Below are 11,505 nucleotides of genomic sequence, written 5' to 3' on the forward strand. Positions count from 1 at the left end.
CTTACTTTTGGGCTCCTCCAAAAGTGAGCCGCTGTAAAAGCGGAACCATAGGAGGCCGTTACCGAAGAAATGGATATGTACTCGGTCTAATCCAACACCCCGCCCGACCCAGAGACCGCTAAAACGTTGTGTAGATAGCTATGCCCATCGCGGGCAAGCCCGCTCCCACAGGGGATTTGTGTCCAGCACAAGTCATCTGTGGGCGCGGATGCCCGCGATATTGGCAACGCGGACTTCAGACCTGCGCCTGCGCCCCTTCAAACCATGCCAGTTTCTCACGCAGCTGCACCACCTCTCCCACGATCACCAGGGTCGGCGCATGCACTTCATGCTCCGCCACCAGGCGTGGCAGGTCGGCCAGGGTGCCAGTGAAGACTCGCTGGTTAGCGGTAGTGCCCTGCTGGATCAACGCCGCTGGCGTGTCCGCGCCACGGCCGTGCTTGATCAACTGCTCGCAGATGATCGGCAAGCCCACCAGGCCCATGTAGAACACCAGGGTCTGGGCCGGTGCGACCAGGTCGCTCCACGGCAGGTCGCTGGTGCCGTCCTTCAGGTGACCGGTGACAAACCGCACGGATTGCGCGTAATCACGGTGGGTCAAGGGAATCCCGGCGTAGGCTGCGCAACCGCTGGCAGCGGTAATTCCCGGCACCACCTGGAACGGGATGCCCTGGGCCGCCAGCTCTTCGATTTCTTCGCCGCCGCGCCCAAAGATGAACGGATCGCCACCCTTGAGTCGCACCACACGCTTGCCTTGCCGAGCCAGGTCCACCAGTTGCTGGTTGATCTGGTCCTGGGGCACTGCGTGATCGGCGCGACGCTTGCCGACGTAGACACGCTCGGCGTCGCGCCGACAGAGTTCGAGAATCGCTGGCGCCACCAGGCGGTCGTACAGCACCACGTCCGCCTGCTGCATCAGGCGCAGGGCGCGGAAGGTCAACAGGTCCGGATCACCCGGGCCCGCGCCCACCAGATACACCTCGCCGGTAGTCACGCTGGCTTCACCCGCCAGCTTGGCTTGCAGCAAGCGTTCGGCCTCGGCGCCCTGCCCGGCCAGTTGCCGATCGGCGATCGGTCCCTGGAACACGTCTTCCCAGAAGCCACGGCGTTGCTGCACGTCCGGGAACAGGCCTTTGACCTGGTCACGGAAACGCGCCGCCAAGCCTGCCAACTGGCCGTAGGTCGACGGAATCCAGGTTTCGATCTTGGCCCGGATCAGCCGCGCCAGCACCGGTGCATCACCGCCGCTGGACACCGCAATGATCAGCGGCGAACGGTCGACGATCGCTGGGAAGATCACGCTGCACAGGGCAGGCGCGTCCACCACATTGACCGGCAGGCAACGCCGATGGGCATCGGCGGAGACTTGCGCGTTCAAGGTTTCGTCATCGGTAGCGGCAATGATCAGCCCGCAGCCATCCAAGTCCGATTCCTGATAGCCGCGCACCAGCAGTTCGCCGCCACTGTTTTGCACCAGCTCACGCAGCTGGACTTCGATCTCGGGTGCAACGACCCGCAGCAGCGCACCGGCATCGGCCAGCAGGCGGGATTTGCGCAAGGCAATCTCCCCTCCACCGACCACCAGCACACGGCTACCGCGCAGGTTGTGAAACAGTGGCAGATATTTCATTTAGCCGATGACCTCAAGGCCACCCATGTAGGGTTTCAGCACGTCTGGCACGCGGATCGAACCGTCGGCCTGCTGGTAGTTTTCCAGCACCGCCACCAGGGTCCGACCGACTGCCAGGCCAGAACCGTTCAAGGTGTGCACCAGCTCAGGCTTGCCGGTTTCCGGGTTACGGAAACGCGCTTGCATGCGTCGGGCCTGGAAATCACCGCAGTTGGAGCACGAGGAAATCTCGCGGTATTTGTCCTGGCTCGGAATCCACACTTCCAGGTCGTAAGTCTTGACGGCGCTGAAGCCCATGTCGCCGGTGCACAGCGCCAGGGTGCGGTAAGGCAGTTCCAGCAATTGCAGGACCTTCTCGGCGTTGGCGGTGAGGCCTTCGAGGGCTTCCATCGAGGTCGACGGCTCGACGATCTGGACCATTTCAACCTTGTCGAACTGGTGCTGGCGAATCATCCCGCGGGTATCACGACCCGAGGCACCGGCTTCACTGCGAAAGCACGGGGTGTGCGCGACGAACTTGATCGGCAGCAGCTTGGCATCGACGATTTCGCCGGCGACGATGTTGGTCAGCGACACTTCGGCAGTCGGGATCAGGTACAGATCGGCCTCGCCTTCGCGGCTGATCTTGAACAGGTCTTCCTCGAACTTCGGCAGTTGCCCAGTGCCTTGCAGGGCCGGCGCTTGCACCAGATAAGGGGTGTAGGCCTCTTCGTAACCGTGTTCGGTGGTGTGCAGGTTGACCATGAACTGCGCCAGGGCGCGGTGCAGACGGGCAATCGGTCCGCGCAGCAGGGCAAAACGGGCACCGGACAGCTTGGCGGCGGTTTCAAAGTCGAGCCAGCCGAACTTCTCGCCCAGGGCGACGTGGTCCTTGACCTCGAAATCGAAGGTGGCCGGGGTGCCCCAGCGACGCACTTCGACGTTGCCGTCTTCGTCTGCGCCTACCGGCACCGACTCATGCGGCAGGTTCGGCAGGCCCAGCAGGATGCCATCCAGCTCGGTCTGGATCGCGTCCAGCTCGACCTTGCCGGCCCCCAGTTCGTTGGCCATGCGCTCGACGTCGGCCATCAACGGTGCGATGTCTTCGCCGCGCTGTTTGGCCTGACCGATGGATTTGGAACGCGCGTTACGTTCAGCCTGCAGTGCTTCGGTGCGGGTCTGGACGGTCTTGCGCTGTTCTTCCAGCGCTTCGATGCGCGCGACATCCAGCACAAAACCACGGGATGCCAGGCGGTCCGCTACGTCCTGAAGGTTGCTACGTAACAGTTTGGAATCGAGCATGTCGGTCTCTCGTTTATCAAAGTTTGGTCAGGGACAGGCCAGCCCAGGTCGCGAGCAGCCCGCCGAATACGCTGATGGCCGCGTAGCCCAGGGCCAGCGGCACTTGCCCGCTTTCCAGCAAGCGCACCGTATCCAGTGAAAAGGATGAAAAAGTCGTCAGGCCGCCAAGAAAGCCAACCATCAACCCGGCGCGCACCTCCAGGGGTACTTCCGGGCGAGTCAAAAACAGGCCGTACAAAATGCCAATCAGCAGACAGCCCACGATATTAACGGCCAGCGTCGCGCTATAGAAGTGCCGCGGCCAATTGGCGTTGATCCAGTTGCCGGTGGCAAAGCGCAATAACGTGCCGGCCACCCCGCCGACGGAAACCGCAACAATCAGTGCAAGCACTATTTTCTCCGCTGCCTAGGGCTTAAACGGTCGAGTTTTGCCAAGTGATTGAGCTTCTCGCCGATTTTCAACTCCAGGCCACGGGGCACCGGTTGATAGAACGGGATCGGCGCGAGCTCTTCCGGGAAATAGTCTTCCCCGGCGGCATAAGCATCCGGTTCGTCGTGGGCGTAGCGGTATTCGTCACCATAGCCCAATTGCTTCATCAGCTTGGTCGGCGCATTGCGCAGGTGCAGGGGCACTTCCAGCGAACCGTGCTCGGCAGCGGCACGCAGGGCAGTCTTGAAGCCCATGTACACCGCGTTGCTTTTCGGTGCGCAAGCCAGGTAGGTGATGGCCTGGGCCACCGCCAGTTCGCCTTCGGGGCTGCCCAGGCGCTCCTGCACTTCCCACGCTGCCAGGCACAGGCTGAGGGCGCGCGGGTCGGCATTGCCGATGTCTTCGCTGGCCATGCGCACCACGCGCCGGGCCAGGTACAGCGGGTCGCACCCGCCGTCGATCATGCGCGCGAACCAGTACAGCGCGCCGTCGGGGTTGGAGCCACGTACCGATTTGTGCAAAGCGGAAATCTGGTCGTAGAAGGCTTCACCGCCCTTGTCGAAACGACGACGAGTGTCACCGAGCAAGCTTTGCAGGAGGTCGGTGCCGATTTCGCTGTTGTCTTCAGCCAGGTCCGAGGCGTTTTCCAGCAGGTTGAGCAGGCGCCGACCATCGCCGTCGGCGGCCGACAGCAGCATCTGGAAGCCTTCGTCGCTGAGGCTCAGGTTGCGCTTGCCCAGGCCCCGCTCTTCGGTCAGCGCGCGCTGCACCAGCTTGCGCAGGGCCGTCTCGTCGAGGCTTTTAAGCACGTACACGCGTGCCCGCGACAGCAAAGCGTTATTGAGTTCGAACGAAGGGTTTTCCGTGGTCGCGCCGATGAAAATCAGCGTGCCGTCCTCGACATAGGGCAGGAACGCATCCTGCTGCGACTTGTTGAAGCGATGCACTTCGTCGACGAACAAGATGGTGCGGCGGCCGTATTGCCCAGCCTGCTGCTTGGCCACTTCCACTGCCTGGCGGATCTCCTTGACCCCGGCCAGCACCGCCGAAACCGTTTCGAAGTGTGCATCCGAAACTTCCGCGAGCAAACGCGCCAGGGTGGTCTTGCCCACACCCGGCGGTCCCCAGAAGATCATCGAATGCAGGGCACCCTGCTCCAGCGCCTCGCGCAGGGGCTTGCCGCGGGCCAGCAGGTGTTCCTGGCCGACGTACTCATCCAGGTTCGCCGCGCGCAAGCGAGCGGCCAGTGGCTGAGCGATCGGGGCACTTCGAAACAGATCCATGACTACGTTTGAAACCTCACTGGGGCCTGACGTCGATGTGCTTGACAACACAATCCCTGTGGGAGCGGGCTCGCCCGCGAAAGCGGCGCATCAGTCACATCAATGCTGGATGTACCGGCGCCATCGCGGGCAAGCCCGCTCCCACAGGCGTTTTGCGGCTGGTTATTCCTGGATCACATCGGCACCCTTGGGGATGTCGAACTTGAACTTGGATGCCGGGATCGGCTCGTTGGCTTTCACACCGGTGAACAGGATATTGGTGCGCTGGCCGACGCTGTCGATCAGTTGCATGTCGTTGACCAGGCCATTACGGAACGACAGGCGCAGGTTGTCGAACAGGGTGTCCTTGGTTTTCGGCTTGAGGGTGAAATCGATCACGCCGCCGGCTTCCTTGGCACTGATATCAAAACTCTGGCTGATCTTCGACACATCACCTGAGAGCAGCAGCGCCGGGGTCTGGGTCAGGCGCTGGTCGAGGGTCTTGATGGTGACCTGCTCCAGGTCCGGGTCCCACAGGGAGACCTTCTTGCCATCGGAGACCATCAACTGTTCCTGCGGCGCATCGGTGTGCCAGTAGAACAGGCCCGGGCGCTGCAGCGACATCTGGCCGGTGGTTTCCTGCAACTGGGTACCGCTGCCGTCGAGGGTCAGCTGGGAGAAACGCGCACTCAGGGTCTGGGACTTTTCCAGCAGTTGAGTCAGACGCGCCACGTCCTTGTCATCGGCATGGGCCGAGAGGGTGGTGAAAGCCAGTACCGGCAACAGCAACATGCGGATAAGACGCATGGGAGTCCTCATAGAGATTCGTTTGAATGACGTGCCGCGTGAGGTCACGCGGCACTGATCAGTCGCGCACCGGGCCAGGGGCCAGGACTTCACGCGAGCCGTTGGTATTCATGGAGGTCACGACCCCGGCCATTTCCATGGCTTCGATCATGCGCGCCGCACGGTTGTAGCCGATCTTGAGCTTGCGCTGCACCGCCGAGATGGACGCGCGGCGGCTTTCAAGCACGAACTGCACGGCTTCGTCGTAGAGCGCATCGGTTTCGGCGTCATCGTCACCACCGCCGCCGCCATTTTCAAAGCCGCTGCCGGCTTCTTCGACACCGGCGAGGATGTCGTCGTTGTATTCCGGAGCGCCGCGCAATTTCCAGGCCTCCACCACGCGGTGAACCTCGTCATCGGAAACGAACGCACCGTGCACCCGGATTGGCAGGCTGGTGCCAGGTGGCATGTAGAGCATGTCACCGTGGCCCAGCAGTTGCTCGGCGCCGCCCTGGTCGATGATGGTCCGCGAGTCGATCTTGCTCGACACCTGGAACGCCATGCGCGTCGGGATGTTGGCCTTGATCAGACCGGTGATCACGTCCACCGATGGACGCTGGGTCGCGAGAATCAGGTGGATACCGGCCGCACGGGCTTTCTGCGCGATACGGGCGATGAGTTCTTCAACCTTTTTGCCGACGATCATCATCATGTCGGCGAATTCGTCGACGACCACGACGATGGTCGGCAGCTTGGTCAGCAGCGGCGCTTCGTCGTGAATGCTTTCGCGGTTGTACAGTGGGTCGGTCAACGGCGTGCCAGCTTCTTGCGCCTCGCGCACCTTCTGGTTGAAACCGGACAGGTTACGCACCCCCATCTTGGCCATCAGCTTGTAGCGCCGCTCCATCTCGGCGACGCTCCAGCGCAGGGCGTTGGCGGCGTCCTTCATGTCGGTGACCACCGGGCAGAGCAGGTGCGGAATGCCTTCGTAGATCGACAATTCAAGCATTTTCGGGTCGATCATGATCAGCTTGGCGTCTTCCGGACCGGACTTGAACAGGATCGACAGGATCATTGCGTTGACCCCCACCGACTTACCGGAACCGGTGGTACCGGCCACCAGCAGGTGCGGCATTTTGGCCAGGTCGGTGATGATCGGCTTGCCGCCGATGTCGTGGCCCAGGGCCAGGGTCACCGGCGACTTGAAGTTGTCGTATTCCGGGGTCGACAGCACTTCGGAGAAGCGCACGATCTGCCGGTCTTCGTTGGGAATCTCGATACCGACCGTGGTCTTGCCCGGAATCACTTCCACCACCCGCACACTGGTCACTGCCAACGAGCGCGCGAGGTCTTTCGCCAGGTTGGAAATACGGCTGACCTTGACCCCCGCCGCCGGCTGGATTTCGTAGCGGGTAATCACCGGACCCGGGTGAATCGAGTCCACCGAGACCTCGACCCCGAACTCCTTGAGTTTGATTTCCAGCAGATGCCCGACCGCCGCCAGCGACTCAGGCGAATAGTTGAGTTGTTTCTTTTCCGCCGGGTCGAGAATAGAGATCGGCGGCAAGGTGCCTTCCACGGCGCTGTCGACGAACAACGGCGCCTGCTTCTCTTTCTCCACGCGCTTGCTTGGGGCGGCGGGTTTCGGTGGCGCCGGGGCGATCACCGGCGGGACCTGTTTCTCGCGTTCGGACATGTGCTTGCTCAGGGCCTGCTCGCGCTCGATCAAGCGCTCCTTGACCTTGGCCTGCTCGCGTTTGTCGGTCACGGTCGGTGCCACGACGTTATGCACCCGATCATCCACTTCACGCAATTGCGCGACCAGTTGCTTGCGCTCGGTACGCGCGGCCCACCAGCGATTGGCGGCCCCCTGGAACAGTTCGAACAGGTCGAGGGTGATCTTGCCGGTGAGGTCCATCACCTTGAACCACGACAGGTCGGTAAACACGGTCAGGCCGAACAGGAACAGCGCAATGAACATCAGGGTGCTGCCCTGGATGTTCAGCGCATTCTTGGCCAACTCGCCCAGGCTTTCGCCCAGCGCACCACCGGCGCCGGCCGGCAAGCCGGTGGGGGCATGGAAATGGATGTGGGCCAGGGCTGCGCCCGACAACACCAGGAACACCAGGCCAATCAGGCGCCAGGAGAACAGCCAGCCGCTCCACTCCCACGGATCGTGGCGCTGGCGGAAGATCTGATAGGTCTTGATCGCCAGCAACAGCGGGAAGATATAGGCGAAATACCCCAGCACCATGAACAGGATGTCGGCGCTGTAGGAGCCCGCCGGGCCGCCGAAGTTCTGCACGTCGTCGATCTTGCTGTTGTGGCTCCAGCCCGGATCGTCCTTGCCATAGGTCAGCAAGGCCATCATCAGGAACAGGCACAAGGCCCCGATGGCGATCAACGCACCTTCCTTGAGTCGGTAGTGCAGGTGTTGACGCCAAAGCGGAACGACTGGTTTAGGTGCTGCGGTGGATTTCTTCAAAACGCTACTTTTCCTGCGCCAGGGGCGCGTCCATCTGTTGAATGACTATAAAAAACTGCCCAATCCAGGCAGGTAAAAAAGTGTAGAGGCGCAACTGGGACTACTTTTAACACTGCGCTTGGGTTTTTATAAACACGGCACGCTGTGCTTTTTTCCGTAAAGCATTGTTACAGCCTTGCATTGTACGGGTTTGTACGGCCGATGCCATGCTTCAAGTCCATGGCTACAGCATAGCCAGAAGTCTCTGGCACGCGATTCAATTTGAGCATGCATTGTCTTTTGTGACAAAGGCTTATGAGGTGTTTTTATGAGCGATGCGAAGCATTCACGCCTGATCATTCTGGGTTCCGGTCCTGCCGGTTACAGCGCTGCCGTTTATGCCGCCCGCGCCAACCTCAAACCCGTGGTCATCACCGGCATGCAGGCTGGTGGCCAGCTCACCACTACGGTCGAAGTCGACAACTGGCCCGGCGACGTCGAAGGCCTGACCGGCCCGGCACTCATGGAACGCATGCAAAAACACGCCGAGCGTTTTGACACACAGATCGTCTACGACCACATCCATACCGCCAAGTTGCAGCAACGCCCGTTCCAGCTGATTGGCGACAGCGCCACCTACACCTGCGATGCCTTGATCATCGCCACTGGCGCCTCGGCGCAGTACCTGGGACTGCCGTCGGAAGAGGCCTTTGCCGGCAAGGGGGTCTCGGCCTGCGCGACCTGCGACGGGTTCTTCTATCGCAACCAAGTGGTCGCCGTCGTGGGTGGCGGCAATACGGCGGTCGAGGAGGCTTTGTATCTGTCCAACATTGCCCGGGAAGTGCACCTGATTCACCGTCGCGACAAGTTGCGTTCGGAAAAAATCCTCCAGGACAAATTGTTCGAAAAAGCCGCCAACGGCAATATCCGCCTGCACTGGAACCAGAACCTGGACGAAGTCCTCGGCGATGCCAGCGGCGTGACCGGCGCCCGCCTGCGGGACAGCCTGAGCGGGCAAACCCGTGAGCTGCCCCTGGCCGGAGTCTTCATTGCTATTGGCCACAAACCCAATACCGAGCTGTTCCAGGGCCAGTTACCGATGCATGATGGCTACTTGCGGGTCCAGGGCGGCAGTGAGGGCAATGCCACCGCCACCGCGATTGCCGGGGTGTTTGCCGCAGGCGACGTAGCCGACCATGTGTACCGCCAGGCAGTGACATCTGCCGGCGCGGGTTGCATGGCGGCGCTGGACGCTGAAAAATACCTCGACGACAACTGACCCGGATGATGAGCGGCAGCCCGGCGCTGCCGCTGCCCTCCCCTACTGCAAGCTGGATACCATGCTGACCTGGTTACAACGCGACTCCCTGAATTTCCCACCGCTGGAAAAAGCCATGCGCGAGCCCAACGGCTTGCTCGCCGCCGGTGGCGATCTGTCTGCCGATCGCCTGGTCCAAGCCTATCGCCACGGCTGCTTCCCCTGGTTTTCCGAAGGCCAGCCGATCCTGTGGTGGTCTCCCGATCCGCGCACGGTGTTGTTTCCCGACGAACTGCATATCTCGCGCAGCCTCGGCAAACTGCTGCGCCAGCAACGCTACCGGGTGACGTTCGACCAGGACTTCGCCGCCGTGATCAGCGCCTGCGCAGCGCCCCGGGACTATGCCGACGGCACCTGGATCACCGACGCCATGCAGGACGCCTACCGAGAGCTACACGCCCGTGGCCACGCCCACAGCGTGGAAGTCTGGGACCAGGACGTGCTAGTGGGCGGCCTGTACGGCCTAGCCATGGGCCAGTTGTTTTTCGGCGAGTCGATGTTCAGCCGCGCCGACAACGCCTCCAAGGTTGGCTTTGCCAGCCTGGTGCAGCACCTGCGGGAGGCCGGCTTTGTCCTCATCGACTGCCAGATGCCCACCGACCACCTGCACAGCCTGGGCGCCCGCTCGATTGCGCGCCGGGAGTTCGCCGATTATCTGGCCCGCCACCTCGATCAGCCCAACCGCGCCACATGGGTTTATCAGGCGACTTTGACGCCTGTGGCTTACACTTAATTGAACGGCTTACCCCCGAGGGTTGATCCATGACCGAGTTGGCGCGTCTCAAGTTTTATGCCACTCAGCCCCATTCTTGCAGCTATCTGCCAGAGGAGCAGGCGACCACGCTGTTCCTCGACCCTAGCCAGCCCATGGATGTGCATGTCTACGCAGACCTGTCGGAAATGGGTTTTCGGCGCAGCGGCGATCACCTGTACCGGCCCCATTGCCAGAACTGCAATGCGTGCGTGCCTGCCCGTATCCCCGTGGCGCAATTTACCCCCAACCGGCAGCAGAAACGCATTTTCAAGCGCAACGCCGACTTGCAGGTACGCCCAGCCAAACCAGGGTTCAGCGAAGAATATTTCGACCTTTACCAGCGCTACATCGAACAACGGCACGCCGATGGCGACATGTACCCGCCCAGTCGCGATCAGTTTTCCACCTTCCTGGTGCGCGACCTGCCCTTTTCCCGCTTCTACGAGTTCCGCCTGGAAGGCCGGCTGCTGGCCATCGCCGTGACCGACCTGCTGCCCAATGGTTTATCCGCGGTCTACACCTTCTACGAGCCCGCAGAAGAGCGCCGCAGCCTGGGACGCTACGCGATCCTCTGGCAAATCGGCGAGGCCAGCCGCCTGGGGCTGGATGCGGTGTACCTGGGGTACTGGATCAAGAACTGCAAAAAAATGAACTACAAGACCCAATATCGCCCCATAGAGCTGCTGATTAACCAGCGCTGGGTGGTTCTGAACTAGGGTCACCCCTAAAGCCCTTGGCTTAAACCCCATTTTTCGGGCACAATGCACGCCGCTTTTGCCTGGCGCAGTTGCACCGGGCCATTCATTGGACACCGAGGGCTTTACTGCATGTCGAAAGAAGACAGCTTCGAAATGGAAGGCACTGTCGTCGACACCCTGCCCAACACCATGTTTCGTGTGGAGTTGGAAAATGGGCACGTCGTAACCGCGCATATTTCCGGCAAGATGCGCAAGAACTACATTCGTATTCTTACCGGTGACAAAGTGCGCGTCGAGCTGACGCCCTATGACTTGAGCAAAGGGCGCATCACTTACCGCGCTCGCTAATCAAGTCAATACAAAACGCCCGGTTTATGCCGGGCGTTTTTGTTTGTCTGTTGTTTGCGTAGATTGAGTGCATATCCGTTTCTACGGTTACGGCTGCCGGCGGGTTCGCTTTTGCGGGCTGGGTTGCGTATATATCTGTTTCTGCGGTTACGGCCGCCGGCGGTTGCGCTTTTGCGGGCTGGGTTGCGTATATATCCGTTTCTGCGGTTACGGCTGCTGGCGGTTGCGCTTTTGCGGGCTGGGTTGCGTGTATATCCGTTTCTGCGGTTACGGCCGCCGGCGGTTTCGCTCTTACAGCGACTCACTTTTCCAAACGCCGAAAAGTAAGCAAAAGGCTTCGCCCCGGCGTACGGCACTTCGCTAAGGCTCAGTGTTCCCTCGCTACGGCGTCCATCAGGGGGCATCGCCTACGGTTTGCTTCGCTGCACCTCCTCTCGATGTGTGCGGCTTCGCCGCACGGCGCTACGCGCCTATCCCCCTGATGGACACCTTCGCTCGGCCTGCCGAAGGGGCGAAAGATCAAGAGCCAAAGCA

Annotated in this window: 10 protein-coding genes; 4 read left to right on the plus strand and 6 right to left on the minus strand. The window is 61.3% G+C overall.

Annotated features, from left to right (window positions below; genetic code table 11):
- Positions 1 to 235: 235 nt before the first annotated feature.
- The 6 genes from cysG to ftsK all read right to left on the minus strand — a co-directional run bounded on the left by cysG (position 236) and on the right by ftsK (position 7,874).
- Entirely contained in the window at positions 236 to 1,630 is a 1,395-nt protein-coding gene (cysG, locus tag ACIOVD_RS26820; protein WP_095165209.1) for a siroheme synthase CysG, read from the minus strand.
- Positions 1,631 to 2,911, minus strand: coding sequence for a serine--tRNA ligase (gene serS / locus ACIOVD_RS26825; RefSeq protein WP_320332599.1), 1,281 nt, complete (start codon positions 2,909 to 2,911; stop codon positions 1,631 to 1,633).
- 16 nt (positions 2,912 to 2,927) lie between these two features.
- Entirely contained in the window at positions 2,928 to 3,302 is a 375-nt protein-coding gene (gene crcB / locus ACIOVD_RS26830; RefSeq protein ID WP_095165211.1) for a fluoride efflux transporter CrcB, read from the minus strand.
- Complete coding sequence (locus ACIOVD_RS26835; RefSeq protein ID WP_401131168.1) at positions 3,302 to 4,624, minus strand: replication-associated recombination protein A; 1,323 nt, start codon at positions 4,622 to 4,624, stop codon at positions 3,302 to 3,304. Before ACIOVD_RS26835 ends, crcB begins: the two co-directional genes overlap by 1 nt.
- 162 nt (positions 4,625 to 4,786) lie before the next feature.
- Positions 4,787 to 5,410, minus strand: a complete 624-nt coding sequence (lolA, locus tag ACIOVD_RS26840; protein ID WP_095165214.1) for an outer membrane lipoprotein chaperone LolA — start codon at positions 5,408 to 5,410, stop codon at positions 4,787 to 4,789.
- 58 nt (positions 5,411 to 5,468) lie between these two features.
- On the minus strand, positions 5,469 to 7,874 hold the full coding sequence (gene ftsK, locus ACIOVD_RS26845; RefSeq protein ID WP_401131170.1) for a DNA translocase FtsK: 2,406 nt from the start codon (positions 7,872 to 7,874) through the stop codon (positions 5,469 to 5,471).
- A gap of 307 nt (positions 7,875 to 8,181) precedes the next feature.
- Between ftsK and trxB the strand changes: the two genes are divergently transcribed.
- From trxB to infA, 4 genes are all read left to right on the plus strand, one after another.
- Positions 8,182 to 9,132: a thioredoxin-disulfide reductase gene (gene trxB, locus ACIOVD_RS26850; protein WP_159996932.1), complete on the plus strand. Its 951-nt coding sequence runs from the start codon at positions 8,182 to 8,184 to the stop codon at positions 9,130 to 9,132.
- A 61-nt stretch (positions 9,133 to 9,193) separates the two neighbouring features.
- The gene (gene aat / locus ACIOVD_RS26855; protein ID WP_159996934.1) at positions 9,194 to 9,904 is read left to right on the plus strand and encodes a leucyl/phenylalanyl-tRNA--protein transferase; all 711 of its coding nucleotides are present in this window, start codon (positions 9,194 to 9,196) and stop codon (positions 9,902 to 9,904) included.
- A 29-nt stretch (positions 9,905 to 9,933) separates the two neighbouring features.
- On the plus strand, positions 9,934 to 10,641 hold the full coding sequence (locus ACIOVD_RS26860; RefSeq protein ID WP_095165218.1) for an arginyltransferase: 708 nt from the start codon (positions 9,934 to 9,936) through the stop codon (positions 10,639 to 10,641).
- A gap of 111 nt (positions 10,642 to 10,752) precedes the next feature.
- Positions 10,753 to 10,971: a translation initiation factor IF-1 gene (gene infA, locus ACIOVD_RS26865; protein ID WP_002553999.1), complete on the plus strand. Its 219-nt coding sequence runs from the start codon at positions 10,753 to 10,755 to the stop codon at positions 10,969 to 10,971.
- The last annotated feature ends 534 nt before the right edge of the window (positions 10,972 to 11,505 follow it).

This window comes from Pseudomonas sp. NPDC087626 (assembly GCF_044743405.1).
In the GTDB taxonomy this organism is placed as follows: domain Bacteria; phylum Pseudomonadota; class Gammaproteobacteria; order Pseudomonadales; family Pseudomonadaceae; genus Aquipseudomonas.

Excerpts from the sequence above, each read along its gene's own strand:
- infA (WP_002553999.1), top strand. The coding sequence starts at position 10,753 with ATGTCGAAAGAAGACAGCTTCGAAATGGAAGGCACTGTCGTCGACACC.
- lolA (WP_095165214.1), bottom strand. The coding sequence starts at position 5,410 with ATGCGTCTTATCCGCATGTTGCTGTTGCCGGTACTGGCTTTCACCACC.
- ACIOVD_RS26835 (WP_401131168.1), bottom strand. The coding sequence starts at position 4,624 with ATGGATCTGTTTCGAAGTGCCCCGATCGCTCAGCCACTGGCCGCTCGC.
- serS (WP_320332599.1), bottom strand. The coding sequence starts at position 2,911 with ATGCTCGATTCCAAACTGTTACGTAGCAACCTTCAGGACGTAGCGGAC.
- cysG (WP_095165209.1), bottom strand. The coding sequence starts at position 1,630 with ATGAAATATCTGCCACTGTTTCACAACCTGCGCGGTAGCCGTGTGCTG.
- ACIOVD_RS26860 (WP_095165218.1), top strand. The coding sequence starts at position 9,934 with ATGACCGAGTTGGCGCGTCTCAAGTTTTATGCCACTCAGCCCCATTCT.
- trxB (WP_159996932.1), top strand. The coding sequence starts at position 8,182 with ATGAGCGATGCGAAGCATTCACGCCTGATCATTCTGGGTTCCGGTCCT.
- aat (WP_159996934.1), top strand. The coding sequence starts at position 9,194 with ATGCTGACCTGGTTACAACGCGACTCCCTGAATTTCCCACCGCTGGAA.